This is a genomic window from Pseudomonas syringae pv. coryli str. NCPPB 4273, from assembly GCF_000972175.1.
Lineage (GTDB): Bacteria > Pseudomonadota > Gammaproteobacteria > Pseudomonadales > Pseudomonadaceae > Aquipseudomonas > Aquipseudomonas syringae.
Genome location: NZ_AWQP01000020.1, coordinates 65570 through 92548 on the forward strand (window position 1 = coordinate 65570; position 26979 = coordinate 92548).

The window sequence follows — 26979 nt, forward strand, 5'->3', positions numbered from 1 at the left end:
CATGTGATTGGGCACCGCTGTTCCGGTGCGGTCGCTGTGCTATCTTAGCCCATCTTTTTTGCACGACGATCTGGCCTGGGGAGGCGTCATGGCCGTCGTGTGTTCACTCGACCAAAAAGGCAGGTCTATGCAGCGGCTGTATCGAAAACGCATCGTTCTTGGCGTCGGCGGCGGCATCGCGGCCTACAAGAGCGCTGAGCTGGTCCGCCGCCTGCGCGATCAGGGCGCTGAAGTGCGTGTGGTCATGACCCGGGGCGGCGCAGAGTTCATCACCCCTCTGACCATGCAGGCCCTGTCCGGGCACCCTGTGCACCTGGACCTTCTCGACCCGGCCGCCGAGGCCGCGATGGGCCATATCGAACTGGCCAAATGGGCTGACCTGATTCTCATCGCACCGGCCACCGCCGACCTCATCGCGCGCCTGGCGCAAGGCATCGCCAACGACCTGCTGACCACCATCGTGCTGGCCACCGACGCGACTGTCGCCATCGCCCCGGCGATGAATCAGGCGATGTGGCGTGACGCCTCGGTGCAGGCCAATACCCGTCTGCTCGAAGACCGCGATTTTCGCGTGTTCGGGCCGGCGTCCGGCAGTCAGGCGTGTGGCGATGTCGGCTTCGGGCGCATGCTGGAGGCCGACGACCTGGCCCAGTGCGCGGCCGACTGCTTCCAGCGCCTGACCCTGACCGGCAAGCATGTGCTGATCACCGCAGGCCCGACCCAGGAAAACATCGACCCGGTGCGCTACATCACCAACCACAGCTCGGGAAAAATGGGCTTTGCCCTGGCCGAAGCGGCGGTGGAAGCCGGCGCTCGCGTCACGCTGATCACCGGGCCGGTCAACCTGCCCACGCCTGATCGCGTCTCGCGCATCGACGTGGTCAGCGCCCGCGACATGCTGGCAGCGTGTGAGGCGGCCATCCCCTGCGACCTGTTCATCGCTTCTGCAGCCGTGGCCGACTACCGCCCGGAAGTCGTTGCCCCGCACAAATTGAAGAAAGATCCTTCGAACGGTGATGGCTTGCTGCTGCAGATGGTGCGCAATCCGGATATTCTGGCGACCATCGCAACCCGCCCGGATCGCCCCTTCAGTGTCGGCTTTGCCGCCGAGACCGAACACCTGCTCGACTACGCTGCCCGCAAGCTCAAGGACAAGAACCTCGACCTGATTGTCGCCAACGATGTCGCTAACCCGAGCATTGGCTTCAACAGTGAGGAAAACGCCTGCAGCGTGATTGACCGAGGGTTGCACGCAACGCTTTTCGCCCAGACCAGCAAGGCCAAGATCGCTCGCCAGCTGGTCACTTTTATCGCCGACCGCATGAATCAGGTTTAACTACGAATGCACGCTCTACAAGCCAAGATCCTCGACCCTCGCATTGGCAACGAATTCCCGCTGCCGGCCTACGCCACTGTCGGCTCGGCTGGCCTGGACCTGCGCGCCATGCTCAAGGAGGACACGCTCCTCGAGCCCGGCCAGACCCTGCTGATCCCTACCGGCCTGTCGATCTACATTGGCGATCCGGGCCTTGCCGCGCTGATCCTGCCGCGCTCCGGCCTGGGCCATAAACACGGCATCGTGCTGGGCAATCTGGTGGGCCTGATCGACTCCGATTATCAAGGCGAACTGATGGTCTCCTGCTGGAACCGCGGCCAGACGGCTTTCAACATTGCCGTGGGCGAGCGCATCGCCCAATTGGTCCTGGTGCCGGTCGTACAGGCGCATTTCGAGCTGGTTGAAACGTTCGACGAAAGTCAGCGTGGCGCTGGCGGCTTCGGTCATTCCGGCAGCCATTGATCGCCATTCGGCACATAATCCGGGTTCGGGACAAGGCTCAGGGAGAGGTCGGTGAAAGGTAGTCAGCACAGCGCTTCACAGCACGTCGTACCCGCCGATAACTCGCCTCCGGCTGCGAGCCTCAAAGGCCTCGCGCCCGGCCTGGTGCCTGCCGCCATCGGCCTGCTCATCGCTGCGGCACTGGTCTGGATGGCTCTGGCCACCGGCCCGCAGCAACAGGACCAGCTGGTTCAGGCCTGGGGCGGCAGTCAGGCGGCAGCGGTGGGTCTGGCCCTGCGCCAGATCAACGCGGACACTCAGTCGGCCGCCTCCGGTGCTGCGCTTGTGCAGACACTGCAAAGCAATGATGCCGCTGCCCTGCTGTCCGCTCAGGATCGATTCACCCGTTGGGACGGTCTTGCAGGCGCCCGGCTTTACCCCAAGGGGCTGGCCGATGTGGATACGCAAGGCACACTGCCCGTCAGCTTCGCCACCCTGGACATGCTCAACAAGGCTGCACAAGGTGAGGCCGTCGCTCCGGAGGCGCGCAAGGTCGGCGAGCGCTGGTTGATCTACAGCGCCGCGCCGGTGCGTGCCGCTGCCAGTCAGCCGGTGGTGGGTACGTTGCTGTTGGCCTTTGATCTGCAGCGTTTGCTCAATGCCTTGCCGACGCTGCCTGCCGATGCAGGGCAAGTGGTGCTCAGCCAGCAGTTCGGCAGCGGACCTGCGCAGGTTTTCCTGCAGCGCGGTCAGGCCGATGAAGGCAAAGCCCAGGCCTTCGATACCGGTTATCCCGGCTGGAAACTCGAATTCACGCCCGGTCCCGGGCTGAAACCCTCTCCGTCCGTGCTGCTTCTGCTGCTGGCACTGATTATCGCTGCAGCAGGCGTGCTGCTTGGCTTGCACCGTAATGAGCGGGCCCTGCAGAAGCGTATTTGCGCCGACGCAAGGCAACTGGATCAGTTGCTCCAAGAACTCTCACGCGGAAAAGCCGTCAAACCCTTCGGTTTGAGCCTCCCGGCCCTTAGTGGCCTGGCTCAGGCCCTTGCTCGTGTCTCGCTTCGTAGTCAGCCTCAGGCAGCGCCTGTCCTGGCGGCGGGCGAGCAGCGCGATGCAGATATTGCCAAAGGCAGTGCTTCGTCCACCGTGGCTGCATCACGCACCGACTGGACCGATCCGCTGTTTCAAGATACCGATATCCTTGATATCGACCTTCTCGACGAAAACCAGGATTTCCTGAGATCGGAGCATAACCTCGCTATGAACAGCCCAGCACCCGTGGCACCCAACCTTCCCGAGACTATTTTCCGTGCCTACGACATTCGTGGCGTGGTCGGGGACACCCTCAACGCTGAAACGGCTTACTGGATCGGCCGCGCCATTGGCTCCGAAAGCCTGGCGCAGAACGAACCCAACGTCAGCGTTGGCCGCGATGGTCGCCTTTCCGGTCCTGAACTGGTACAGCAACTGATTCAAGGCCTGCACGACAGCGGCTGCCACGTCAGCGATGTGGGCCTGGTGCCAACGCCTGCGCTGTATTACGCAGCCAACGTGCTGGCCGGCAAAACCGGCGTCATGCTGACCGGCAGCCATAACCCGAAGGACTACAACGGCTTCAAGATCGTCATCGCTGGCGACACCCTCGCCAACGAGCAGATCCAGGCGCTGCACGAGCGCATCAAGACCAACAACCTGACGTCGCAGAAAGGCAGCATCACCCAGGTCGACATCCTTGAGCGCTACTTCCAGCAGATCAAGAATGACATCGTCATGGCGCGCAAGCTGAAGGTCGTGGTCGACTGCGGCAACGGCGCGGCAGGCGTGATCGCTCCGCAACTGATCGAAGCGCTGGGCTGCGAAGTGATTTCGCTGTTCGCGGAAGTCGACGGCAACTTCCCTAACCACCACCCGGATCCGGGCAAGCTGGAAAACCTGCAGGACCTGATCGCCAAGGTCAAGGAAACCGGTGCCGACCTGGGCCTGGCTTTCGACGGTGACGGCGACCGTGTCGGTGTCGTGACCAACGCAGGCAACGTGGTGTACCCGGACCGCCTGTTGATGCTGTTCGCGCTGGACGTGCTCAAACGCAATCCGGGTGCCGACATCATTTTCGACGTCAAATGCACACGCCGCCTGACTCCGCTGATCAGCGAACATGGCGGTCGTCCGGTGATGTGGAAAACCGGTCACTCGCTGATCAAGAAAGAAATGAAGAAAAGCGGTGCGCTGCTGGCAGGCGAAATGAGCGGCCACATCTTCTTCAAGGAACGCTGGTTCGGTTTCGACGACGGCATCTACAGCGCAGCACGCCTGCTGGAGATCCTCAGCCAGGAGTCGGCCAATGCCGAAGACCTGTTCGAGACCTTCCCGAACGATATTTCGACGCCTGAAATCAACATCAAGGTGACGGATGTCACCAAGTTCAGCATCATCGAGGCCCTTGAGACGGATGCACAGTGGGGCGACGCCAAACTGACCACCATCGACGGTGTCCGTGTGGACTATCCGAAGGGCTGGGGTCTGGTTCGCGCTTCCAATACCACGCCGGTACTGGTGCTACGCTTCGAAGCCGAGACCGAGGCCGAATTGCAGCGTATCAAGGACGTGTTCCACGCAGAATTGAAGAAAGTTGCGCCGGACCTCGACCTGCCATTTTGATTGTTTTTCCTTTTGACTGGAGCCCTGAATGACCCTCGAACGCGATGCCGCCTCTAATGTAGCCAAGGTCCTTTCCGAAGCGCTGCCTTACATTCGCCGCTTTGTCGGCAAGACGCTGGTTATCAAGTACGGCGGCAACGCCATGGAGAGCGAAGAGCTGAAAACCGGCTTTGCGCGCGACATCGTGTTGATGAAAGCAGTGGGCATCAACCCGGTGGTGGTTCACGGCGGCGGCCCGCAGATCGGTGATCTGCTCAAGCGCCTGTCCATCGAAAGCCACTTCATCGACGGCATGCGAGTTACCGATGCGCAAACCATGGATGTCGTGGAGATGGTACTGGGCGGTCAGGTCAACAAGGACATCGTCAACCTGATCAACCGTCACGGCGGCAGCGCGATCGGTCTGACCGGCAAGGACGCTGAGCTGATTCGTGCGAAGAAGCTCACCGTCACGCGCCAGACGCCGGAAATGACCAAGCCCGAAATCATCGACATCGGTCAGGTCGGTGAAGTGGTCGGGGTCAACACCGGGCTGCTCAACATGCTGGTCAAAGGGGACTTCATTCCGGTCATCGCGCCTATCGGCGTGGGCCCGGACGGCGAGTCGTACAACATCAACGCCGACCTGGTCGCAGGCAAGGTTGCCGAAGCCCTCAAGGCCGAGAAGCTGATTCTGCTGACCAACATCGCCGGCCTGATGAACAAGCAGGGCGAAGTCCTGACCGGCCTGACCACCGAGCAGGTCGACGGCCTGATCGCCGACGGCACCATCTACGGTGGCATGCTGCCGAAGATTCGCTGCGCGCTGGAAGCGGTTCAGGGCGGGGTCAACAGCTCGCACATCATCGACGGTCGAGTGCCCAACGCGGTCCTGCTGGAGATCTTCACCGACAGCGGTGTAGGTACCCAGATCACCAACCGCAAGCGGCACTGATGCACACGTAACACCCAAAGGCCCCGTGAGCTAACACTCACGGGGCCTTTTTTGTTGGCTGATGCTCGAGAACACTATCGTGTTCATGCTCCGCGCTCAGCGTCATATACAAGTCTGCTCTTGATTCTGGCCGCAGGCCGTGGGAGCGAGCTTGCTCGCGAAGAGGCCGGTAAAGCCCCTGAAAATGGGGCGTCTGGACCATCGTATTCGTGAGCATTGCGGATCGCCGCCCGGTCACTCCCACGCACTTCGGGCAGAAGCCGGAAAGTCACGTTTCACGGGCTCTTCAAGACTTATGTATAACGTTGAGTGCTCCGCGTGGGTATGCCGTTCTGGACGCTCTGCGTCCTATTCTGATTGAGCGGCGCGGCGCAGATTTGTGACGCAGAGCGTCACGACAGGCATTCCCACGCTGGAGCGTGAGGAACGATAGGTGTCCGGGAGATCAAGGAGCGTAACGTGCCCGGAAGAACACTATCGTACCCATGCTCCGCGTGGGTATGCCGTTCTGGACGCTCTGCGTCCTATCCTGAATATGTGGCGCGGCGCAGATTTGTGACGCGGAGCGTCACGACAGGCATTCCCACGCTGGAGCGTGCGGAACGATAGGTGTCTGGCGGCGGCTCCTTTCGCGAACAAGTTCGCTCCTACGGCCTTCGGCCAGAATCAAAAACAGACCCGGGCATGACGATAGTGTCCGGTCATTGAGTCAGCCGCTGGACGCGGGCGCGGTCCACGGCGAAGTCTGCTTCGGCCTTTACGCGTGCGGCCTGATACCCGGTGATATCGGCTTGCAGTTTCTGCTGCTGATCGCGCAGGTCGTTCAGTTGATCGACAAGTGCCTGCTGAACCGGACGCCCTGCGCGCTCAAGGTCGGCGGCCTGGCCTTGCAGACTGCGCTGCTGCGCCGCCAGCCCCTGAATGTTGCCCTGGGCAACGCCAACCAGTGCATCGAGCTCAGCCAGTTTGCGGGCCTTCATGCGGTCCACTTCAGCGACGCTGCTGTACAGGCTCAGCAGCTGTGCATCGGCGGCGGCCTGACGTTTGTCCGCATCGGACTGGCGAATCTGCTCAGCCGTAGGCGCAGGTGGTACGACCTGAACCACCCGGCCACGGCTGTTGAGTACTTCATAGCCTTTGGCAACGTAGTCGGGCGGCACGCCTTGCGTGTCGATCACTGTCACCCCGCGGCTGTCGACGTAGCGATAAAGCCGTGGCTCAGGTGCGTCGGCCGCTTGGGCGAGCATGGGCGCAAGCATGACGACAGCCAGCAAGGCCCGAAAAACGCTCAGCGCGTCTGAAACTGATCCCCAAGACCTGCCGCCGACCGCCATAGGCACGTCCTCAGATTCCGAATTGCGCGCGATAGGCTTCGACGGCAGGCAGATGCTGCTTGAGCTGCGGATCGTCGGCCAGGAACTCGAGCACCTGATTCAGCGAGACGATACTCACCACCGGAATCCCGAAGTCACGCTCGACTTCCTGAATCGCCGACAACTCGCCATTGCCACGCTCCTGACGATTGAGCGCGATCAGCACGCCAGCAGCTGTCGCGTCCTGGTCCTTGATGATCTGCATGACCTCACGGATCGCAGTGCCTGCAGTGATCACGTCGTCGATAATCAGCACATTACCCGCCAGCGGGGAGCCCACCAGACTGCCGCCTTCGCCGTGTGCCTTGGCTTCCTTGCGGTTGAAACACCACGGCAGATCACGGTCATGATGCTCGGCCAGCGCCACAGCAGTGGCCGACGCGAGCGGAATGCCCTTGTAGGCCGGACCGAACAGAACGTCGAAGGCAATACCGCTTTCAACTACGGCTGCTGCGTAGAAACGCCCCAGTTGTGCCAGTGCGGAACCGGTGTTGAACAGCCCCGCATTGAAGAAGTACGGGCTGGTGCGCCCGGACTTGAGAGTGAACTCACCGAAGCGCAGAACACCGCGATCGATGGCAAAACGAATGAAATCGCGTTGATACGCTTGCATGAAAAAAGCTCCGAATACCACGGATTTAGCTAATTAGGTAGAGCTCGGGTATCATACACGCACGTGATTTTTGGGGCCATTTATGCGGATCATCAGTGTGAACGTAAATGGCATTCAGGCTGCGGTCGAGCGTGGTTTGCTCAGCTGGCTGCAAGCTCAGAATGCCGACGTCATCTGCTTACAGGACACCCGCGCCTCCACCTTTGAACTGGACGATCCAGCCTTTCAGCTGGATGGTTACTTCCTCTATGCCTGCGAAGCCGAGGTTCCCGCTCAGGGTGGTGTGGCGCTGTATTCGCGGTTGCAGCCGAAGGCGGTAATCAGCGGCCTCGGCTTCGAGACAGCCGACCGCTACGGGCGCTACCTGCAAGCAGATTTCGACAAGGTCAGTATCGCTACCCTGCTCTTTCCGTCGGGGATGAATGGCGATGAAGACCTGAATCAGAAATTCAAGCTCATGGACGATTTCGGCAAGTACATGGACAAGCAGCGCCGCAAGCGTCGCGAATACATCTACTGCGGATCGCTCTATGTGGCGCAGCAGAAGCTCGATATCAAGAACTGGCGCGACAGCCAGCAGTCGCCCGGCTTCCTCGCGCCCGAGCGCGCCTGGATGGACGAGATCGTCGGCACCATGGGCTACGTCGATGCCCTGCGCGAAGTCAGCCGTGAAGGTGACCAGTACAGCTGGTGGCCGGACAACGAGCAGGCCGAGATGCTGAATCTGGGTTGGCGCTTCGATTATCAGATCCTGACCCCAGGCCTGCGCCGCTTCGTGCGCAGCGCCCGTCTGCCACGCCAGCCGCGCTTCTCGCAGCACGCGCCGTTGATCGTGGATTACGACTGGACCCTGACTATCTGATAGCCAGGCAAGGCCGCGAACACGAAAAAGCCGACTTGAAGTCGGCTTTTTGCGTTGCCTGAAGTGATGCTACTTGATCAGGCGCAAGGTGAACGGATAGCGATAATCGACGCCGTCATTGGCTTTTATCCCGGCAATGATCGCCAGCACTGCGGCTCCGATCCCCACCAGCGTCAGTAACGCAAAGCCGATGATCAGCAGCACCAGCAGCATGCTGACGGTGGCCGCAATGGCGACCGTGATCTGAAAGTTCAGCGCTTCCTTGCCTTGCGCGTCGATAAACGGATCGGAATCTTTCTTCAACTGCCAGATAATCAGCGGGCCCAGCAGATTGCCAAACGGAAACATCAGTCCGGCAAACGCCGACAAGTGACAGAACATCGCCCACTGGCGAGCGCTTTGCGGCGGTTTGCTGAACGGTTGCAAGCTGTCACTCATGATCGGACCCCTTCTGGGTATCAGTCGGCCAACGCGGCGCGCTGCAATTCAAACAACTCGGTCATGCCTTTCTGCGCCAGCGCGAGCATCGCGTTCAGCTCTTCAGGCTGGAACGGCGCGCCTTCGGCAGTACCTTGAACTTCAATGAAACCGCCTGCACTGGTCATCACCACGTTCAGGTCGGTTTCGGCAGCCGAGTCTTCGAGGTAGTCCAGGTCGAGCACCGGCTCACCCTGATACATGCCAACCGAAACGGCCGCGATCATCTGCTTGAGCGGGTCGCCGCCTTTCAGGCCGCCGCGCTTCTTGATCACCTTCAGCGCATCTGCCAGAGCAACCATCGCACCGGTAATAGAAGCCGTACGAGTGCCTCCGTCAGCCTGAATGACATCGCAATCGACGTAGAGGGTGACGTCGCCCAGCTTGGACATGTCCAGCGCAGCGCGCAGCGAACGACCGATCAGGCGCTGGATTTCGAGTGTACGACCACCCTGCTTGCCGCGGCTGGCTTCGCGCTGATTACGCTCGCCGGTAGCGCGTGGCAACATGCCGTATTCGGCTGTCAGCCAGCCCTGGCCTTGGCCCTTGAGAAAGCGTGGCACGCCGTTTTCGACGCTGACGGTGCAAATCACCTTGGTATCACCAAACTCGACCAGTACAGAACCCTCGGCGTGTTTGGTGTAGTTGCGGGTGATGCGGATCGAGCGGAGCTGATCGGCGGCGCGACCACTTGGACGTTTCATCTGGGATACCTGTACTGAGACGGAAAACTGCTGGGCATTATAGAGGCCACAGCTGCCGCTGGGCATCTCTAAAAGCCGTCAATGCCGATCCGGCGCAACCAGAAGGCCCTGAATCAAGGCTTTCGACGCGCAGATAGGGGGTAAAACAACGCCTTGCGTCACTTGTCACACTGTCGGATTGGGAGCCTGCGCCGCACTGCGCTACAATCCTGCGCCTCTACAGCCAGCCGGCTTTCACGACGCCCATGACCGCCACTTCTGCGCGCTCATGAACCGAACAACGCTTTTGCAAGCGAACCAAGAGGTATCTCCCATGGTGCACAGCATGACTGCCTTTGCCCGAGTAGAGCGGGCCGGTGCCCAGGGCACACTGAGCTGGGAACTGCGCTCGGTCAACCACCGCTATCTTGAGCCGCACCTGCGCCTGCCGGAGTCGTTCCGCGATCTGGAAGGCGCGATTCGCGAAGCACTGCGTCAGGGCCTGTCGCGCGGCAAGGTCGAGTGCACACTGCGCTTTGTCGAGGAAACCGCCGGCAAGCCGCTGCAGGTGGACCTTGAACGCGCTGGCCAATTGATCGCCGCAGCCGAGTCGGTTGCCGGTTTGATCAAACAGCCTGCCGCCTTGAACCCGCTCGAGGTGCTGGCATGGCCGGGCGTGCTGGTCGCCGATGCCAACGATCCGCAGGTGTTGAACACCGAGGCCCTGAAACTGTTCAATGATGCGCTGACCGAATTGAAAAGCGGGCGCGGGCGCGAAGGCGCAGATCTGGCGCGGCTACTCGACGAGCGTCTGTCCTCCATCGTCGAAGAAGTCGCCACCTTGCGCACGCTGGTGCCACAGATGCTCGCAACCCAGCGGCAGAAGGTGCTGGATCGCTTTGCCGACATGAAAGCCGAACTCGACCCCCAGCGCCTGGAGCAGGAGATGGTCCTGCTGGCACAGAAAAGCGATGTCGCCGAAGAACTGGACCGCCTCAGCACCCACGTCACTGAAGTGCGTCGCGTACTCAAGGCTGGCGGCCAGGCAGGACGCCGTCTTGATTTCCTGATGCAAGAGCTTAACCGCGAAGCGAATACACTGGGCTCCAAGGCCTTTGACCCACGCAGCACGCAGGCTGCCGTCAACCTCAAAGTGTTGATCGAGCAGATGCGTGAGCAAGTGCAGAATATTGAGTAAGGCTAAACCTGACATGACCCATATCACTGGCACCCTGTACATCATTTCCGCTCCGTCCGGCGCGGGCAAGACCAGTCTGGTCAAGGCGCTGATGGACGCTCAGCAAGAGCCTCAGCACGGCGCGCAGGCAAAGATTCGCGTCTCTGTCTCGCACACCACGCGCGCCATGCGCCCAGGCGAAGTGGACGGTGTGAACTACAACTTCGTCGATCGTGCCACGTTCCTGAGCATGATCGAGCACGGCGACTTTCTCGAGCAGGCCGAGGTCTTCGGCAACCTGTACGGCACGTCGCAGAGCCACCTGCAGCAGACGCTGGACGAAGGCCACGACCTGATTCTGGAAATCGACTGGCAGGGTGCGCGTCAGGTTCGCGCGCAGATGCCGCAGGCCCGCTCCATCTTCATTTTGCCGCCGACCCAGCAGGCCTTGCGCCAGCGCCTGACCAATCGCGGCCAGGACAGCGACGAGATCATCGAAGCGCGGATGCGTGAAGCGGTCAGCGAAATGAGCCACTACAACGAGTATGAGTACGTCGTGGTCAATGATGACTTTGCTGGCGCGCTGGAAGACCTCAAGGCGATTTTCCGCGCCAACCGCCTGACTCAACAGCACCAGCAAGAGCAATACAGCGAGCTTTTTCAGGAGTTGCTGGCTTGATCGAAACGTTTCCAGACATCAGGCAACAGGTTAAAAGCATGCCGTTGGTGGCATGCCGCTTGATGACTGGTGCTGTCCGCTTGTAAACTACCGAGTCCGCTCGCCCATCCGGGCATCGCGCATCCGCATTTGCTACGAGGAATACCCATGGCCCGCGTAACCGTTGAAGACTGCCTAGAACACGTGGATAACCGCTTTGAGCTGGTCATGCTCTCTACCAAGCGTGCCCGTCAACTGGCAACCGGCGGCAAAGAACCAAAGCTGGCCTGGGAAAACGACAAGCCTACCGTTATGGCCCTGCGTGAAATCGCAGCTGGCGTAATGGATTACTCTGTAATCGCAGAAGCTGAAATCGTTGAAGATGAGCCATTGTTCGCAGCGTTCGAGGACGAGTCCAACGAGGCCGTCTAAGCCTATGCCAGGTCGACGTAGTACGGCGCAGGGTAAAAGCCATTGGCAAGGGGTAGCGCCTTGCCGAGCATAGACGCCCTCGCCGACAGACTGTCGGCCTACCTCGGCAAGGACCAGGTCAATCTGGTCCGCCGAGCGTATTTCTACGCCGAACAAGCCCACGATGGCCAACGCCGTCGCAGCGGTGAAGCCTACGTCACCCATCCTCTTGCGGTGGCGAACATTCTTGCCGACATGCACATGGACCATCAGAGCCTGATGGCTGCAATGCTGCATGACGTCATCGAAGACACCGGGATTGCCAAGGAAGCGCTCAGCGCCCAATTTGGCGAGACCGTCGCGGAACTCGTCGACGGGGTCAGCAAACTGACCCAGATGAATTTCGAGACCAAGGCCGAAGCCCAGGCGGAAAACTTCCAGAAAATGGCCATGGCCATGGCGCGCGACATTCGCGTCATTCTGGTCAAGCTCGCCGATCGCCTGCACAACATGCGCACGCTGGAAGTCCTGTCCGGCGAAAAGCGCCGGCGCATCGCCAAGGAAACCCTCGAAATCTATGCGCCCATCGCCAATCGGCTGGGCATGCACAGTGTGCGCATCGAATTCGAGGACCTGGGTTTCAAGGCGATGTACCCGATGCGCTCCTCGCGAATCAACCAGGCGGTCAAGCGCGCCAGGGGCAATCGCAAGGAACTGGTCAACAAGATCGAAGAGTCCCTGAGTCATTGCCTGGCCGTCGATGGCATCGAAGGCGACGTCAGTGGGCGGCAGAAACATCTGTACGGCATCTACAAGAAGATGCGTGGCAAACGTCGCGCCTTCAACGAGATCATGGATGTCTACGCGTTCCGCATCATCGTCGACAAGGTCGACACCTGCTATCGCGTGCTCGGCGCTGTACATAATTTGTACAAGCCGCTGCCCGGTCGCTTCAAGGATTACATAGCGATCCCCAAGGCCAACGGCTATCAGTCCCTGCATACCACCTTGTTCGGCATGCATGGCGTGCCTATCGAGATCCAGATTCGCACCCGCGAAATGGAAGAAATGGCCAACAACGGCATCGCGGCGCACTGGCTGTACAAGTCCAGCGACGACGAGCAGCCCAAGGGCACTCACGCCCGAGCCCGACAGTGGGTCAAGGGCGTGCTGGAAATGCAGCAGCGCGCCGGCAACTCCCTGGAATTCATCGAAAGCGTCAAGATCGACCTGTTCCCGGACGAGGTCTACGTTTTCACGCCCAAAGGCCGAATCATGGAGCTGCCCAAAGGCTCCACAGCGGTGGACTTCGCCTACGCGGTACACACCGATGTCGGCAACAGCTGCATTGCCTGCCGGATCAACCGCCGACTGGCACCGCTTTCCGAACCGTTGCAAAGTGGCTCGACCGTCGAGATTGTCAGCGCCCCCGGCGCACGTCCGAATCCGGCCTGGCTGAACTTCGTCGTCACCGGCAAGGCGCGCACCCACATTCGTCACGCACTCAAGCTGCAACGCCGCTCCGAGTCGATCAATCTGGGCGAGCGCCTGCTGAACAAGGTCCTCAACGGGTTTGAGTGCAGCCTCGACAAGATCGGTCAGGAGCGCATTCAACTGGTGCTCAACGAATACCGGGTCGAAGTGCTGGAAGACCTGCTCGAAGACATCGGCCTGGGTAATCGCATGGCTTATGTCGTTGCCCGCCGCCTGCTGGGCGAAGGCGATCAACTGCCAAGCCCTGAAGGCCCGCTGGCGATTCGTGGCACCGAAGGTCTGGTGCTCAGCTACGCCAAGTGCTGCACGCCAATCCCGGGCGACCCGATTGTCGGCCACCTGTCTGCAGGCAAGGGCATGGTTGTGCACCTGGACAACTGCCGCAACATCAGCGAAATCCGCCACAACCCGGAAAAATGCATTCAGCTGTCCTGGGCCAAGGACGTGACGGGCGAATTCAACGTCGAGCTGCGTGTCGAACTCGAGCATCAGCGCGGCCTGATCGCGCTGCTGGCCAGCAGCGTCAACGCGGCGGACGGCAATATCGAAAAAATCAGCATGGACGAACGCGATGGTCGCATCAGCGTGGTCCAACTGGTGGTCAGCGTGCACGATCGCGTGCACCTGGCTCGTGTGATCAAGAAACTGCGCGCCCTGACCGGTGTCACACGCATCACCCGGATGCGCGCGTAGGCCATCCCACTATCAGGAGTTCTCATGACCAAGACTGTCATCACCAGCGATAAAGCCCCTGCGGCCATCGGCCCTTACTCACAGGCCATCAAAGCTGGCAATACCGTCTACATGTCCGGACAGATCCCGTTGGACCCGAGCACCATGGAACTGGTCGAGGGCATCGAAGCCCAGATCACTCAGGTTTTCGAAAACCTCAAGTCGGTTGCCGAAGCAGCGGGCGGATCCTTCAAGGACATCGTCAAACTGAACATCTTTCTGACTGATCTGGGCCACTTCGCCAAGGTCAACGAGCTGATGAGCGCCTACTTCACCCAGCCTTATCCGGCCCGTGCAGCCATCGGCGTTGCGGCCTTGCCGCGTGGCGCCCAGGTTGAAATGGACGCGATTCTCGTCATCGAATAAATCCCCGACGGAGCGTGCCTTGCGCTCCGTTCTCCCTGAAGGAAGGAATCCGTTATGCGCTCCGCGCTCGCCATCTCGCTGCTCGCCGTCATTCTGGGCGGCTGCGCCAGCCACGCCGACCGCAATCCGGACGGCACCTGGATCAACCAGACCGCCATCGACGCCGCCGTCAAGCAAGGCAACTTGCGCCAGGCCCTGCTCGCCAATGGTCCCAATCTGGAGTGGAAAATCAACTCCAAGGCCAATCAGGCCATTTACTCCAATGGCTTCGAGCTCGGCGAAGGCAAGATCGTCAGCGCTGCCGAAGGCAAGATGCATGTCGATTTCTACGGCAACTTCTTCGAAGACCTGAGCGTCAAGGGCGACGAACTGGTCCAGGCGGCCAGCGAATCAGGCCCTGAACAGCACTTCCAGAAACCCGAAGATCCGGCACCGGACGGCGCTCAGCCAGGCAGCAGCTTCGAAAAAGCTCTGTATGGCGCCTACATGGGCGGCAAGTGGACGGTCGTCGAAGGCGACGGTCAGGGCAGCACTGTGCAATTCATGCCTGACGGCAGTGTGCAGGGGCTTCCGGAAAACGATCGTTACGCGCTCTGCCTGGCAGGCGATTGTGCAGCGATGAGCGGCGAATACGACAGCATGTGGCTGGAGAAGGCCGAGAAAGGCAACCCGTGGATTTTCGCCCGCAAAGGCAAGCAGCTGGAGATATTCCAGGCTGTGAACAACGCCGGCGCGGACCAGATGCCCGAGCTGCGTCCCGGCCCACGTCGCTGGTTGCTCGAACAGCAGTAAGCGATTCAGGCATCAGGAGCGCCCTGCTTGGCGCTCCTGATCGACCACTGTTTTAGCCCAGCAAAGCCGCATAACCGGCCCTGTAGTCCGGGTACATGGGTTTCCACCCCAACGCTCGCGCCCTGGCATTGCTGCAACGCTTGCTGCCCACGCGCTGCACGCTGACCTCCTCTGACCATTCGGTCACCCCCAGATACTCACGGATCCACGCCACCACATCGGCCAGCGCGGCCGGATCGTCGTCGACGCCCAGGTAGCAACTCTCCAGCGCAACGCCGCGTTGATCCGCCAGCAGCACGTGCTCCAGCAGACCGGCCGCATCGTCGGCATGAATGCGATTGGCGTAGACCGGCGGATCGATCCTCACGCTGTGCCCTTGGCGGACGCGGTTCGACAGGTCACTGCGGCCCGGGCCGTAAATACCGGTCAATCTCACCGCCGTGGCCGGAAACCCGCTGTTCAGCGCGACCTGCTCGGCTTCCAGCATCACCGTGCCGGTGTAGTTGCCGGGCTCGGTGGCGGAGGTTTCATCCACCCATTCCCCATTCTGCTGACCGTAAACACCGCTGCTTGACACGAAGATCAGGCGCTTTGGCCGCTGCCCGGTCTGCTTGAGCCAGCTCAACACATTACGCAGGCCCTCGACATAAGCCATCCGGTAACCCGCTTCGTCACGCTGCGAGGGGGTCGCGCAATACACCACATAATCCAGTGCCGCAGCAGGCCATTGGGCAGGTTTTGGCGTCTCGAACAGATCGCCCGCCACACCGATAACACCGGCAGGAAGCTCGGAAACAGTGCGCCGCAGCCCATGCACGGTCCAGCCGTGAGGCAGCAGGCGAGTAGCGAGTCGCGAACCAATGTCGCCACAGCCGGCGATCAGAAGCGAAGGAGCAGTCATTCGGTATCTCCAGAAAAGGCGGTGTCAGTATCGTTAAAAACGCTCATCGACAGGCAAGCGTTCGGGCGAATATGTAAAAAAGATACTGTATTACTTTTGTTAACAAGAACGATTTGCAATAATGGCGGCCCATTCGTTCCCCGTGAGCGTCGACAGCACCACGCGACGCACTGGAACCATCCCCTTTTTTCCTCTCAGGTCCGGCCAGCATGAAACGCATTCAATCAATCGCTTCGCCTACCCAGATGCCTCGCCTGCCTCGTGCATGGCGCAGTATCGCAGCCCTTGTCTTGAGCCTGATGTTCGTCCCCATGGCACTCGCGGATCAATCGGCTCCGACCGCGGCCCCTGCGACCTCCACCGCACCTGCGGCAACGGCACCTGCCGCACCTGACGCAGCAGTCCCGGTGCAGGCCATGGAGCCCGCCGCCGAAGACAACAGCCTGGGCATGGCGCATGACCTGTCGCCGTGGGGCATGTATCAGAATGCCGACGTCGTGGTCAAAGCGGTCATGATCGGTCTGGCCATCGCCTCGATCATTACGTGGACCATCTGGATCTCCAAGGGTTTCGAGCTGCTGGGCGCCAAGCGCCGGTTGCGCGGCGAGATCGTCAACCTGAAAAAAGCCCGCTCCCTGACTGAAGCGAGCGCCACCGCCAGCACGGAAGGCACCCTCGCCCACCTGCTGGTGCACGACGCCCTCGAAGAGATGCGCCTGTCCGCCAACAGCCGCGAGCGCGAAGGGATCAAGGAGCGTGTCAGCTTCCGCCTCGAGCGTCTGGTCGCCGCCTGTGGCCGCAACATGAGCATGGGCACCGGCGTGCTGGCGACCATCGGTTCGACTGCGCCGTTCGTGGGTCTGTTCGGTACGGTATGGGGCATCATGAACAGCTTCATCGGCATCGCCAAGACCCAGACCACCAACCTCGCCGTGGTCGCACCCGGCATCGCCGAAGCCCTTCTGGCCACGGCGCTGGGCCTGGTCGCTGCGATCCCTGCGGTGGTGATCTACAACGTCTTCGCCCGCTCCATCGCCGGTTACAAGGCTCAGGTGTCCGATGCCTCGGCACACGTCCTGCTGCTGGTCAGCCGCGATCTGGATCATCTGCCAGAGCCGTCCGAGCGCAATCAACAACAACCGCACATGGTCAAGGTGGGCTAACACGTGGGCCTGCATCTTAACGAAGGCGGCGACGATCTCGCCGAGAACCATGAAATCAACGTGACGCCGTTCATCGACGTCATGCTGGTGCTGCTGATCATCTTCATGGTGGCTGCGCCGCTGGCGACCGTAGACATCAAGGTCGATCTGCCAGCGTCTACCGCCACACCGCAGCCCAGGCCCGAGAAGCCGATCTTTCTCAGCGTGAAAACCGACAAGAGCCTGTACCTGGGCGAAGAGAAGGTTGCCCGCGAGCAGATCGGTCAGGTGCTGGACGCCCGCACCAAGGGCAAGAAAGACACCACGATCTTCTTCCAGGCCGACAAGGGCGTGGATTACGGCGATCTGATGGAGGTCATGAACACGCTTCGGGGTGCGGGTTACCTGAAGGTCGGTCTGGTGGGTCTTGAGACGGCTGGTAAGAAATGATCAGTACGCGCCAAAAACTGACGCGCTATAGCGGTAGTCTGTTGTTGGTGCTGGCCGTGCACGCCATCGCAATCATTGTTGCCGTTCGCTGGCCTGCCCCGCAGCCTGTCGAATTGCCACCGGCCGCCATGATGGTCGAACTTGCACCAGTGCCCGAGCCCGCTCCGCCGCCACCGCCCAAGGTCGTTCAGCCGCCCCCGCCGCCAGCCCCGGAGGAGCCGACACCGGTGCCGGAAGTCGTGCAGGCGCCGAAGCCGGAAATCGTGGTGCCCAAGAAGGTCGAGAAGCCCAAGCCCAAACCACAGCCGCCAAAGCCGCAGAAGAAGCCTGAGCCGCCCAAGGAAAAGCCTGCCGACGAAAAGCCGGTCGATACACCGCCGACCACGGCGCAACCGGCAAAGCCGGTGGCTCCCAAGCCTGCTCCTGCACCTTCGCCACCCAGCAACGCATTACCGAACTGGCAGGGTGATTTGCTCGGTCATCTGAGCAAGTACAAGAAGTACCCTGAGGATGCACGCCGTCGTGGCATGCAGGGTGTTGCTCGTTTGCGCTTCGTGGTGGACGCTGACGGCAACGTGCTGTCCTACTCGATTGCCGCCAGTTCAGGCAGCTCTTCGCTGGACCGGGCGACCATGGAAATGATCCGTCGCGCTCAGCCTTTGCCCAAGCCGCCTAAGGAAATCCTCAACAACGGCACCATTGAAATCCTCGCACCGTTCGTTTATTCGCTGGATAAACGCTGAATTGTACTTTTGTTACTCATAAGTACTTCTGATAACGTGCGTCTATCGATTGCACCCGCTATGCTGGGGTCGCAACTTCATGGACGCACGTTATGACTCTTACAGAATTGCGCTACATCGTTACGCTCGCCCAGGAGCAGCACTTTGGCCATGCGGCGGAACGCTGCCATGTCAGCCAGCCAACGCTGTCGGTGGGTGTCAAAAAACTCGAAGACGAACTCGGCGTGCTCATTTTCGAGCGCAGCAAGAGCGCTGTACGCCTGACACCGGTCGGTGAAGGCATCGTGGCACAGGCGCAGAAAGTGCTGGAGCAGGCCCAGGGTATTCGCGAGCTGGCCCAGGCCGGCAAGAACCAGCTGACCGCCCCGCTGAAAGTCGGCGCGATCTATACCGTCGGTCCTTACCTGTTTCCTCACCTGATCCCGCAACTGCACCGGGTCGCCCCGCAGATGCCGTTGTACATCGAAGAAAACTTCACACATGTGCTGCGCGACAAGCTGCGTAACGGTGAGCTGGATGCCGTCATCATTGCCTTGCCGTTCAACGAAGCCGACGTGCTGACCCTGCCGCTTTACGACGAACCGTTCTCCGTCCTGATGCCGGCCGACCATCCCTGGACTCAGAAAGAGACCATCGATGCCTCGGCGCTCAACGACAAGAGCCTGCTGTTGCTAGGCGAAGGTCACTGCTTCCGTGATCAGGTTCTGGAAGCCTGCCCGACGCTGGGCAAGGGCAACGAAGGCGCCAAGCACACGACAGTAGAGTCCAGCTCGCTGGAAACCATTCGGCACATGGTCGCCTCCGGGCTGGGCATTTCGATCCTGCCACTGTCGGCAGTCGACAGCCACCACTACGCGCCCGGCGTGATCGAAGTCCGCCCGCTGACGCCGCCCGTGCCTTTCCGCACGGTCGCCATCGCCTGGCGTGCAAGCTTCCCGAGACCCAAAGCCATCGAAATCCTCGCTGACTCTGCACGTCTGTGCTCGGTGGCACGTCCGAAAACAGTCGCTAGCTAGGCAGAACAGAAATGAGCGAGCTTTCCAGGGTCTCGGTCACGGCGCTCAAGGGTGTCGGCGAAGCGATGGCAGAAAAGCTGGCCAAGGTCGGGCTGGAAACCCTGCAGGACGTGCTGTTCCATCTGCCGCTGCGTTATCAGGACCGTACGCGCATCGTACCGATCGGTGCGCTGCGTCCTGGTCAGGATGCCGTCATCGAAGGCGTGGTCAGCGGTGCCGATGTGGTAATGGGCAAGCGCCGCAGCCTGCTGGTCCGGCTCGGCGACGGCACGGGGGTCGTCAGCCTGCGCTTCTACCATTTCAGCAACGCCCAGAAAGAAAGCATGAAGCGTGGCACACACCTGCGTTGCTTCGGCGAAGCGCGTCCCGGTGCTTCCGGACTGGAAATCTATCACCCGGAATATCGGGCGATTACCGGTGATGAGCCCGCGCCCGTCGAACAGACCCTCACGCCGATCTACCCGACGACCGAAGGCCTGACCCAACAGCGTCTGCGCCAGCTGTGCCAGCAAAGCCTGGCGATGCTCGGCCCCAAAAGTCTGCCGGACTGGCTGCCTGAAGAACTGGCCCGCGATTATCAGTTGGCCCCGCTGGATGATGCGATCCGTTACCTGCATCACCCACCGGCCGATGCCGACGTGGAGGAGCTGGCCCTCGGGCATCACTGGGCGCAGCACCGACTGGCTTTCGAAGAACTGCTGACACACCAGCTTTCCCAGCAACGCCTGCGTGAAAGCCTGCGTTCACAGCGCGCACCGGCATTGCCCGTTGCGAAAAAACTGCCGAAACAGTTTCTCGCCAACCTTGGCTTTGCCCCCACCAGCGCGCAGCAGCGTGTCGGCAAGGAAGTCGCCTATGACCTCAGTCAGCCCGAGCCGATGCTGCGGCTGATCCAGGGCGACGTGGGCTCGGGCAAGACCGTGGTTGCTGCGCTGGCTGCCTTGCAAGCACTGGAAGCGGGTTATCAAGTGGCGCTGATGGCGCCCACCGAGATTCTCGCCGAGCAGCACTACATCAACTTCCAGCGCTGGCTCGAGCCCTTGGGCGTGGGCGTGGCCTGGCTGGCAGGCAAGCTCAAAGGCAAGGCGCGCATCGCGTCCCTGGAGCAGATCGCCGGTGGCACACCCATGGTGGTCGGCACCCATGCGCTGTTTCAGGACGAAGTGCAGTTCAAGAACCTGGCGCTGGTGATCATCGACGAACAGCACCGGTTCGGCGTGCAGCAGCGCCTGGCGCTGCGCAAAAAGGGCGTTGGTGGCCTGATGTGCCCGCATCAGTTGATCATGACCGCCACACCGATCCCGCGCACGCTGGCCATGAGTGCCTACGCCGACCTGGATACTTCGATCCTCGACGAACTGCCGCCGGGCCGGACGCCGGTCAATACCGTGCTGGTTGCCGACAGTCGTCGCCTGGAAGTCGTGGAGCGGGTGCGCGCCGCCTGCGCAGAAGGTCGCCAGGCCTATTGGGTGTGCACGCTGATCGAAGAATCCGAAGAGCTGACCTGCAAGGCCGCTGAAACCACCTACGAAGAATTGAGCAGCGCGTTGGGTGACGTGCGCGTCGGGCTGATTCACGGGCGCATGAAACCCGCAGAAAAAGCCGCGATCATGGCCGAGTTCAAGCAAGGTGCGCTGCAATTGCTGGTGGCGACGACGGTCATCGAAGTCGGTGTCGACGTGCCGAACTCCAGCCTGATGATCATCGAGAACCCCGAACGCCTCGGCCTGGCGCAATTGCACCAGTTGCGCGGCCGTGTCGGGCGCGGCAGCGCGGTGAGTCATTGTGTGCTGCTCTACCACCCGCCGCTTTCACAGATCGGACGGCAGCGACTGGGCATCATGCGCGAAACCAACGATGGTTTTGTCATCGCCGAAAAAGACCTCGAACTGCGCGGCCCCGGCGAAATGCTAGGTACCCGACAAACGGGCCTTCTGCAATTCAAGGTCGCCGACCTGATGCGCGACGCAGACCTGCTACCGGCCGTACGCGACGCGGCTCAGGCGCTGTTGGAGCGCTGGCCGCAACACGTCAGCCCGCTGCTCGACAGGTGGCTGCGTCATGGCCAGCAGTATGGCCAGGTGTGATGCAGACTATGCTTTGCAAACCGCGTGCGACCCAAATCGAATAACGTGGTTATACTTCAGAAAATGTAGGAATTTGGACATAGCTCATGACAGAAGTCGCCCACGTCAATGATCCGCACCATGCGCCGTCGGTAATCCGGCAGTTGCTTGAAAAATTGGCTATCAGCTACAACGAAGTCGTGGACGAAAAAAGCCTTCCTCCAGCTCGCAAGGTGCAGGCTGTGCTGGTCGAGGACGCTGTCGGTGCATTGCTTATCCTGTTTCCGCAAAGCCAGTTGCTCGACCTCTCCCGCATCACTGAGCTGACCGGCCGCAAACTGACCGCCGTGCCGCACGAGCGGCTGGAGCGCATGCTCACCAAGCACAACCTGCGCGTACTGCCAGGTCTCCCGGCGCTGACCAGCTCACCGTGCCTTTACGACGAGCGCCTGCTTCAGGAGCCCACCCTGCTGGTGGGTTCGGGCGAGCCAGGTGTCCTGCTGGAAATCAGCAGCGACGACTTCAAGGGCATGCTGAGCAAGGCCAGCGCCGCGCACTTTGGTCAACCGGTGGCGACGATCCGGCCGAACCTTGATCGTCCTGACGACGATCCTGCAGAAATCACCCAGGCCATGCATGCCTTTACAGCGCGCCGCATCCAGCAGCGTCTGGAGGCGACCCTGGAGATTCCGCCGCTGGCTGGCACTGCGCAAAAAATCATCAAACTGCGTGTCGACCCCGATGCGACCATCGATGACATCACCGGCGTCGTCGAAACCGATCCAGCGCTGGCCGCTCAGGTCGTCAGCTGGGCCGCTTCGCCGTATTACGCGTCGACCGGCAAGATTCGTTCGGTCGAAGACGCAATCGTCCGCGTACTGGGCTTCGATCTGGTGATCAATCTGGCACTGGGCCTCGCACTGGGCAAAACCCTGAGCCTGCCCAAGGATCAGCCACAACAGACCACGCCGTACTGGCAGCAATCGATCTACACCGCTGCCGTCATCGAAGGCCTGACCCGCGCCATTCCGCGCGCCAGCCGGCCGGAGGGTGGTCTGAGCTACCTCGCCGGTTTGCTGCACAACTTCGGTTACCTGCTGCTGGCGCACGTGTTTCCACCGCACTTCACCCTGATCTGCCGGCAACTGGAAGTGAACCCGCATTTGCACCACAGCTTTATCGAGCAGCATCTGCTGGGTATCAGCCGCGAGCAGATCGGGGCGTGGCTGATGCGCTATTGGGACATGCCGGATGAGCTGTCCATCGCATTGCGTTTCCAGCACGACCCGCACTACAAGGGTGAGCATCACGTCTATGCCAACCTGGTCTATCTGGCAGTGCGCCTGCTGCGAGCCAACGGTATCGGCTCCGGTCCCGAGCAGGACATCCCGGACGAACTGTTCGATCGCCTGGGTCTGACGCGCGAAAAAGCCAACGAATCAGTAAAAAAAGTGCTCGAGGCCGAAGTGCTGCTGCGTGAACTGGCGTCGCAGTTCAGCAAGTAACCTGCGGATCTAGTATGCGAATAGTGCCGACGGCTCCGACCTTGGCGCTCTCCCCTCGAGCCTTAGAAAGGCTCGCCTTCAACTCCCGGCAGGTGCTCATCCAGGCGTAGCCATGGAAGCCGGTTCTCTATCCAGATGTGTCGAGAGGGCGCGGCCAGCTCCGGTTGGTCAAGTGTTGCAATGGTGACATCGATCTCGTCAGGGCTGTTGCGCGTGAACAACGCCAGGTGAGCGCCGCACTTGCCGCAGAAATAGCGGACGCAGCTGGGTGCAGAGTCATAAGCGCAGGGGCTGCCCGTCAGCCACATAAACGAAGCCAGCGGCACACTTATCCAGGTGACGACCGTTGCACCCGAGGTGCGTCGACAGATGGAGCAATGACAGTGAGCGATGTCCCGCAACGGCGCATCGAACTGGTAACGCAGCCCGCCGCAATGGCAGCCACCCGAGTGTATCTCGCTCATCCGTGCTTCTCCTGTTCATGCCCATAATCCCTGTGACAATAAAATTCCGGCAACTGCCGAATGAAAGCTCGGTGAAAGCTTGGCCAATTAGCATCAACCCACTTCCGGCAAAAAGACCGGTTAGCCAGGAACGGATTCCGAGGTGTTTCAGGCTCAATTAACAACAATAATGGTGATTCCGATGCTTCCTGACTTCTCGCTCCACACTCTCCTTGCGCCCCCACTCCACGTACCGATCTGCTGAGCTGACTCGTTCATTTCACGTTCTGTAGCCGTATTACGTCTGGAGTATTCCCATGCTGACTTTCCTTGGCTTTGCCATGGTTATTGCGTTCATGTACCTGATCATGAGCAAGCGCCTGACTGCGCTGATCGCCTTGATCCTGGTGCCGATCATCTTCGCCCTGTTCGGTGGCTTCGCGTCGCAGATCGGCCCGATGATGCTGGCAGGTATCACCAAGCTGGCGCCGACCGGCGTGATGCTGATGTTCGCCATTCTGTACTTTGCGCTGATGATCGACTCCGGTCTGTTCGACCCGGCCGTGCGCAAGATCCTGAAAATGGTCAAGGGCGACCCGATGCGCATTTCGGTCGGCACCGCCGTACTGGCGCTGGTGGTGTCCCTCGACGGTGACGGCGCGACCACCTACATGATCTGCGTCGCCGCCATGCTGCCGCTGTACAGCCGCATCGGCATGAGCCCGCGCATCATGGCCGGCCTGATCATTCTGGCCGGCGGCGTGATGAACATGACCCCTTGGGGCGGCCCGACCGCTCGTGCGGCCAGTGCCCTGCACGTCGATGCCTCCGACATCTTCGTACCGATGATCCCGGCCATGCTGGCAGGTGTGATCGCGATCCTGGCGATTGCCTACTTCTACGGCAAACGCGAGCGTGCCCGTCTGGGTGAACTGCACCTGCAGGGTGATGAAGTCGACCACAGTGAAATCAGCGTCTCGCAATTCCCCGACGCGCGTCGTCCAAAGTTGATCTGGTTCAACGCCGCCCTGACCCTGACCCTGATGGTCGCCCTGATCATGGGCCTCCTGCCGCTGCCGGTTCTGTTCATGATCGCGTTCAGTATCGCGATGATCATCAACTACCCGAACCTGCAGGACCAGAAGGACCGCGTATCGGCCCACGCAGGTAGCGTGCTGGCGGTGGTCGGCCTGATCTTCGCCGCGGGTATCTTCACCGGCATCCTGTCCGGCACCGGCATGGTCGACGCGATGTCGAAAAGCCTGCTGGCCGTGATCCCGGATGCGCTGGGCCCGTACCTCGCCGTGATCACCGCACTGGTGAGCATGCCGTTCACCTTCTTCATGTCCAACGACGCGTTCTACTACGGCGTACTGCCAGTGCTGTCCGAAGCCGCTGCCCACTACGGCATCAGCCCGGTGGAAATGGCCCGTGCCTCGATCGTCGGTCAGCCGGTCCACCTGCTCAGCCCGTTGGTGCCTTCGACCTACCTGCTGGTGGCACTGGCCGGTATCGAGTTCGGTGACCACCAGCGCTTCACCCTGAAATGGGCGATTCTGGTGTGCATGTGCATTCTGGTTGCCGCGCTGCTGATGGGGATCTTCCCGTTCTATAGCAGCATGTAAGCGTCTTTAGCTGTCCCAAAACTCGCCGTCGACTTGATCGTTGACGGCGAGTTTTTGCGTTTGCGGCCATCAATTGGTTGAAGGCCGATACTGCAAGGCCTCGGCCAGATGACTGCGGTTGATCGCGTCCACCTGCTCCAGATCCGCCAACGTCCGCGCCACCTTCAGCAATCGATGCGCCGAGCGTAATGAGAGGGTCAGACGCTCACACGCCGTCTCCAGCCAGCTTTCATCGACACTGGACAGCGCGCAGTACTCGCGCAGCCCCGGCAGATCGAGAAACGCATTCGCACAGCCCTGACGACGTTGCTGACGGTCTCTCGCCTCAGCGACCACGGCTGCGGCACTGGCAGTGTTTTCACTGGTGGTCGGGTCAGGGTTGAGGGCGGTGGCTTCGCGAGCGACGGTCAGGTGCAGGTCGATCCGGTCCAGCAGCGGGCCGGACAACTTGTTGCGATAGCGCTGCACCTGCTCGGTGGAACAACGGCAGCGCCCGGTCGGCTCACCAAGATAGCCACAGGGGCACGGGTTCATCGCCGCCACCAACTGGAACCGCGCCGGAAAGCGCACGCGATCCCGCGCCCGGGAAATCACGATATGCCCGGACTCCAGCGGCTCGCGTAAAACCTCCAGCACGCGGCGATCGAACTCTGGCAACTCGTCTAGGAATAGAACGCCGTGATGCGCCAACGTGATCTCGCCAGGTTGCGGACGACTGCCACCGCCGACCAACGCAGGCCCGGACGCCGAGTGATGCGGCTGGCGAAACGGCCGCTGCGGCCAACTGGTCAGTGGCACCTGGCTGGCAACCGACTGAATCGCCGCCACCTCCAGCGCTTCATGCTCGTCCAGCGGCGGCAACAAACCCGGCAGGCGGCTGGCGAGCAGCGTCTTGCCGGTGCCGGGCGGCCCGCTGAACAGCAGGTTATGCGCCCCCGCAGCGGCAATCACCAAGGCACGCTTCGCGGCGGTCTGGCCCTGCACTTCGCTAAGGTCCGGATACGGCTTGGGCTGATGCAGCAGACCGCTGGACTGATACGGCGCAATCACCGTGCGCCCGTTGAAATGCGCGACCAGCTCCAGCAAGTGGCTCACCGCAATCACCCGCAGCCCCGACGCCAGGCACGCTTCCTCGGCGTTCACCGCCGGAATGATCAGCGTCCGCTCCGCAGCACGCGCCGCAAGTGCAGCAGGCAGCACCCCCTGAATCGGCCGAATCGCCCCCGACAACGCCAACTCGCCCAGACATTCAACATCCTGTAACGCAACAAGCGGCACCTGCCCACTGGCGGCCAGCAAACCCAGCGCAATCGCCAGATCAAACCGCCCGCCATCCTTGGGCAAATCAGCCGGGGCAAGGTTGAGCGTGATCCGCCGCGCCGGAAAATCCAGCCCGGAATTGAGAATGGCACTGCGCACCCGGTCCTTGCTCTCCTTGACCGCCCCCTCCGGCAACCCCACCAGCGTCAGGGCCGGCAGGCCGTTGGCCAGATGTGCTTCAACAGTAACCGCCGGGGCTTCCACCCCGACCTGGGCACGACTATGGACGATAGCCAGCGACATGGATCATTCCTTGATATGAGCGATGGGCGGGTATCGTGCTTTATTTACGGGATGGGGGTGAGGGGGGAATGGATACAGGGTGTGAGTGGGGTCGACAGGCACGACACTTAGTCGGCTAAAGGCTGCATGCAAAACATAGATGCGCAAATTTTTGCGCATCCGATGGCCGGGGCTTAACCAGCAAAGCCCTATATTCAAAGCGATGCGGCACACATTCACGAGTCAGCGCAGGTGCGCAGACGCTTGCGCACTATTTCACGCTTTTTTTGCTCGATGTCTTTGCTTTAAATCTCTATCTATTTGTTTTTTAAGGATAAATAGACAGTCGGCACATATCTTGGAATGCACCTCTGTATACAGCGGGCGATATCGCCCGTTTCTGCGCAGAGATTCCATGCATGACCGATAAATCCGGCACACTAACGCAACGACGTGCTGCAACGTTCGCCAAGATACCCGCCACGGCCACCAGTCTGTGCCCCTTCCGAAAACCTGACGTCGCCATCGTGCCAGTGCGC

At 60.9% G+C, this 26979-nt stretch carries 25 protein-coding genes; 18 read left to right on the top strand and 7 right to left on the bottom strand.

Annotation, left to right across the window (positions count from 1 at the left end; translation table 11 throughout):
* Positions 1–127 precede the first annotated feature (127 nt).
* From coaBC to argB, 4 genes are read left to right on the top strand one after another with little or no spacing between them, the layout of a single operon-like run.
* Complete coding sequence (gene coaBC / locus P406_RS10405) at positions 128–1336, top strand: bifunctional phosphopantothenoylcysteine decarboxylase/phosphopantothenate--cysteine ligase CoaBC (protein WP_046236131.1); 1209 nt, start codon at positions 128–130, stop codon at positions 1334–1336.
* 6 nt (positions 1337–1342) lie between these two features.
* Positions 1343–1798 (top strand): dUTP diphosphatase, encoded by a 456-nt coding sequence (gene dut, locus P406_RS10410; RefSeq protein WP_003313999.1) that lies wholly within the window; start codon positions 1343–1345, stop codon positions 1796–1798.
* A 51-nt stretch (positions 1799–1849) separates the two neighbouring features.
* Positions 1850–4435 (top strand): phosphomannomutase/phosphoglucomutase, encoded by a 2586-nt coding sequence (locus tag P406_RS30005; RefSeq protein WP_046236132.1) that lies wholly within the window; start codon positions 1850–1852, stop codon positions 4433–4435.
* A gap of 28 nt (positions 4436–4463) precedes the next feature.
* Positions 4464–5369 carry an acetylglutamate kinase gene (gene argB / locus P406_RS10420; RefSeq protein ID WP_002551508.1) on the top strand — a complete coding sequence of 302 codons (906 nt, stop codon included), beginning with the start codon at positions 4464–4466 and terminating at the stop codon, positions 5367–5369.
* A gap of 701 nt (positions 5370–6070) precedes the next feature.
* Here the strand turns inward: argB and P406_RS10425 are convergent.
* Positions 6071–6703 (bottom strand): hypothetical protein, encoded by a 633-nt coding sequence (locus P406_RS10425; RefSeq protein WP_003313994.1) that lies wholly within the window; start codon positions 6701–6703, stop codon positions 6071–6073.
* A 10-nt stretch (positions 6704–6713) separates the two neighbouring features.
* A complete protein-coding gene (gene pyrE, locus P406_RS10430) occupies positions 6714–7355 on the bottom strand; it encodes an orotate phosphoribosyltransferase (RefSeq protein WP_003403990.1) in 642 nt (213 codons plus the stop codon).
* An 82-nt stretch (positions 7356–7437) separates the two neighbouring features.
* On the opposite strand from pyrE, the gene crc reads away from it, so the two are divergent.
* Positions 7438–8217, top strand: a complete 780-nt coding sequence (crc, locus tag P406_RS10435) for a catabolite repression control protein Crc (protein ID WP_002551505.1) — start codon at positions 7438–7440, stop codon at positions 8215–8217.
* 69 nt (positions 8218–8286) lie between these two features.
* Here crc and P406_RS10440 read toward each other — a convergent pair whose 3' ends face one another.
* Complete coding sequence (locus tag P406_RS10440) at positions 8287–8655, bottom strand: DUF4870 domain-containing protein (RefSeq protein WP_003313990.1); 369 nt, start codon at positions 8653–8655, stop codon at positions 8287–8289.
* A 20-nt stretch (positions 8656–8675) separates the two neighbouring features.
* The gene (gene rph, locus P406_RS10445) at positions 8676–9398 is read right to left on the bottom strand and encodes a ribonuclease PH (protein ID WP_003313989.1); all 723 of its coding nucleotides are present in this window, start codon (positions 9396–9398) and stop codon (positions 8676–8678) included.
* A gap of 313 nt (positions 9399–9711) precedes the next feature.
* Here rph and P406_RS10450 point away from each other — a divergent pair, with 313 nt between their 5' ends.
* The 6 genes from P406_RS10450 (at position 9712) to P406_RS10475 (ending at position 15007) form a co-directional block, all read left to right on the top strand.
* Complete coding sequence (locus P406_RS10450; protein WP_003344441.1) at positions 9712–10575, top strand: YicC/YloC family endoribonuclease; 864 nt, start codon at positions 9712–9714, stop codon at positions 10573–10575.
* A gap of 13 nt (positions 10576–10588) precedes the next feature.
* Positions 10589–11233, top strand: a complete 645-nt coding sequence (gene gmk, locus P406_RS10455; protein ID WP_003344442.1) for a guanylate kinase — start codon at positions 10589–10591, stop codon at positions 11231–11233.
* 147 nt (positions 11234–11380) lie between these two features.
* Positions 11381–11644, top strand: coding sequence for a DNA-directed RNA polymerase subunit omega (gene rpoZ, locus P406_RS10460; RefSeq protein ID WP_003320174.1), 264 nt, complete (start codon positions 11381–11383; stop codon positions 11642–11644).
* A 60-nt stretch (positions 11645–11704) separates the two neighbouring features.
* A complete protein-coding gene (spoT, locus tag P406_RS10465) occupies positions 11705–13810 on the top strand; it encodes a bifunctional GTP diphosphokinase/guanosine-3',5'-bis pyrophosphate 3'-pyrophosphohydrolase (protein ID WP_003404001.1) in 2106 nt (701 codons plus the stop codon).
* A gap of 24 nt (positions 13811–13834) precedes the next feature.
* Positions 13835–14215, top strand: coding sequence for a deaminase RidA (gene ridA, locus P406_RS10470; protein ID WP_003313984.1), 381 nt, complete (start codon positions 13835–13837; stop codon positions 14213–14215).
* A 54-nt stretch (positions 14216–14269) separates the two neighbouring features.
* Positions 14270–15007, top strand: a complete 738-nt coding sequence (locus P406_RS10475; protein ID WP_046236133.1) for a lipoprotein — start codon at positions 14270–14272, stop codon at positions 15005–15007.
* A 52-nt stretch (positions 15008–15059) separates the two neighbouring features.
* Here P406_RS10475 and P406_RS10480 read toward each other — a convergent pair whose 3' ends face one another.
* Positions 15060–15908 (bottom strand): SDR family oxidoreductase, encoded by an 849-nt coding sequence (locus tag P406_RS10480; RefSeq protein ID WP_046236134.1) that lies wholly within the window; start codon positions 15906–15908, stop codon positions 15060–15062.
* A gap of 209 nt (positions 15909–16117) precedes the next feature.
* On the opposite strand from P406_RS10480, the gene exbB reads away from it, so the two are divergent.
* From exbB to P406_RS10510, 6 genes are all read left to right on the top strand, one after another.
* Entirely contained in the window at positions 16118–17071 is a 954-nt protein-coding gene (gene exbB, locus P406_RS10485; RefSeq protein WP_003413988.1) for a tonB-system energizer ExbB, read from the top strand.
* Between the two features lie 3 nt (positions 17072–17074).
* The gene (exbD, locus tag P406_RS10490; RefSeq protein ID WP_002551495.1) at positions 17075–17500 is read left to right on the top strand and encodes a TonB system transport protein ExbD; all 426 of its coding nucleotides are present in this window, start codon (positions 17075–17077) and stop codon (positions 17498–17500) included.
* The gene (locus P406_RS10495) at positions 17497–18243 is read left to right on the top strand and encodes an energy transducer TonB (RefSeq protein ID WP_003413986.1); all 747 of its coding nucleotides are present in this window, start codon (positions 17497–17499) and stop codon (positions 18241–18243) included. The genes exbD and P406_RS10495 overlap by 4 nt, the downstream gene beginning before the upstream one ends.
* A 92-nt stretch (positions 18244–18335) precedes the next feature.
* Entirely contained in the window at positions 18336–19259 is a 924-nt protein-coding gene (locus P406_RS10500) for a hydrogen peroxide-inducible genes activator (protein ID WP_002551493.1), read from the top strand.
* A gap of 11 nt (positions 19260–19270) precedes the next feature.
* Positions 19271–21346 (top strand): ATP-dependent DNA helicase RecG, encoded by a 2076-nt coding sequence (gene recG / locus P406_RS10505; RefSeq protein WP_046236135.1) that lies wholly within the window; start codon positions 19271–19273, stop codon positions 21344–21346.
* Between the two features lie 86 nt (positions 21347–21432).
* Positions 21433–22830: an aminoacyl-tRNA deacylase and HDOD domain-containing protein gene (locus P406_RS10510; protein ID WP_004408917.1), complete on the top strand. Its 1398-nt coding sequence runs from the start codon at positions 21433–21435 to the stop codon at positions 22828–22830.
* A gap of 62 nt (positions 22831–22892) precedes the next feature.
* On the opposite strand, the gene P406_RS10515 is transcribed toward P406_RS10510, so the two are convergent.
* Positions 22893–23294 carry a GFA family protein gene (locus tag P406_RS10515; protein WP_046236136.1) on the bottom strand — a complete coding sequence of 134 codons (402 nt, stop codon included), beginning with the start codon at positions 23292–23294 and terminating at the stop codon, positions 22893–22895.
* 296 nt (positions 23295–23590) lie between these two features.
* Between P406_RS10515 and P406_RS10520 the strand changes: the two genes are divergently transcribed.
* Positions 23591–24898, top strand: coding sequence for a CitMHS family transporter (locus P406_RS10520; protein WP_003313973.1), 1308 nt, complete (start codon positions 23591–23593; stop codon positions 24896–24898).
* A gap of 69 nt (positions 24899–24967) precedes the next feature.
* Here the strand turns inward: P406_RS10520 and P406_RS10525 are convergent, their stop codons facing one another.
* Positions 24968–26461 carry a YifB family Mg chelatase-like AAA ATPase gene (locus P406_RS10525; RefSeq protein WP_003413980.1) on the bottom strand — a complete coding sequence of 498 codons (1494 nt, stop codon included), beginning with the start codon at positions 26459–26461 and terminating at the stop codon, positions 24968–24970.
* Between the last annotated feature and the right edge of the window lie 518 nt (positions 26462–26979).

Excerpts from the sequence above, each read along its gene's own strand:
- coaBC (WP_046236131.1), top strand. The coding sequence starts at position 128 with ATGCAGCGGCTGTATCGAAAACGCATCGTTCTTGGCGTCGGCGGCGGC.
- dut (WP_003313999.1), top strand. The coding sequence starts at position 1,343 with ATGCACGCTCTACAAGCCAAGATCCTCGACCCTCGCATTGGCAACGAA.
- argB (WP_002551508.1), top strand. The coding sequence starts at position 4,464 with ATGACCCTCGAACGCGATGCCGCCTCTAATGTAGCCAAGGTCCTTTCC.
- P406_RS10425 (WP_003313994.1), bottom strand. The coding sequence starts at position 6,703 with ATGGCGGTCGGCGGCAGGTCTTGGGGATCAGTTTCAGACGCGCTGAGC.
- pyrE (WP_003403990.1), bottom strand. The coding sequence starts at position 7,355 with ATGCAAGCGTATCAACGCGATTTCATTCGTTTTGCCATCGATCGCGGT.
- crc (WP_002551505.1), top strand. The coding sequence starts at position 7,438 with ATGCGGATCATCAGTGTGAACGTAAATGGCATTCAGGCTGCGGTCGAG.
- P406_RS10440 (WP_003313990.1), bottom strand. The coding sequence starts at position 8,655 with ATGAGTGACAGCTTGCAACCGTTCAGCAAACCGCCGCAAAGCGCTCGC.
- rph (WP_003313989.1), bottom strand. The coding sequence starts at position 9,398 with ATGAAACGTCCAAGTGGTCGCGCCGCCGATCAGCTCCGCTCGATCCGC.
- P406_RS10450 (WP_003344441.1), top strand. The coding sequence starts at position 9,712 with ATGGTGCACAGCATGACTGCCTTTGCCCGAGTAGAGCGGGCCGGTGCC.
- gmk (WP_003344442.1), top strand. The coding sequence starts at position 10,589 with ATGACCCATATCACTGGCACCCTGTACATCATTTCCGCTCCGTCCGGC.
- rpoZ (WP_003320174.1), top strand. The coding sequence starts at position 11,381 with ATGGCCCGCGTAACCGTTGAAGACTGCCTAGAACACGTGGATAACCGC.
- ridA (WP_003313984.1), top strand. The coding sequence starts at position 13,835 with ATGACCAAGACTGTCATCACCAGCGATAAAGCCCCTGCGGCCATCGGC.
- P406_RS10475 (WP_046236133.1), top strand. The coding sequence starts at position 14,270 with ATGCGCTCCGCGCTCGCCATCTCGCTGCTCGCCGTCATTCTGGGCGGC.
- P406_RS10480 (WP_046236134.1), bottom strand. The coding sequence starts at position 15,908 with ATGACTGCTCCTTCGCTTCTGATCGCCGGCTGTGGCGACATTGGTTCG.
- exbB (WP_003413988.1), top strand. The coding sequence starts at position 16,118 with ATGAAACGCATTCAATCAATCGCTTCGCCTACCCAGATGCCTCGCCTG.
- P406_RS10495 (WP_003413986.1), top strand. The coding sequence starts at position 17,497 with ATGATCAGTACGCGCCAAAAACTGACGCGCTATAGCGGTAGTCTGTTG.
- P406_RS10500 (WP_002551493.1), top strand. The coding sequence starts at position 18,336 with ATGACTCTTACAGAATTGCGCTACATCGTTACGCTCGCCCAGGAGCAG.
- recG (WP_046236135.1), top strand. The coding sequence starts at position 19,271 with ATGAGCGAGCTTTCCAGGGTCTCGGTCACGGCGCTCAAGGGTGTCGGC.
- P406_RS10510 (WP_004408917.1), top strand. The coding sequence starts at position 21,433 with ATGACAGAAGTCGCCCACGTCAATGATCCGCACCATGCGCCGTCGGTA.
- P406_RS10515 (WP_046236136.1), bottom strand. The coding sequence starts at position 23,294 with ATGAGCGAGATACACTCGGGTGGCTGCCATTGCGGCGGGCTGCGTTAC.
- P406_RS10520 (WP_003313973.1), top strand. The coding sequence starts at position 23,591 with ATGCTGACTTTCCTTGGCTTTGCCATGGTTATTGCGTTCATGTACCTG.
- P406_RS10525 (WP_003413980.1), bottom strand. The coding sequence starts at position 26,461 with ATGTCGCTGGCTATCGTCCATAGTCGTGCCCAGGTCGGGGTGGAAGCC.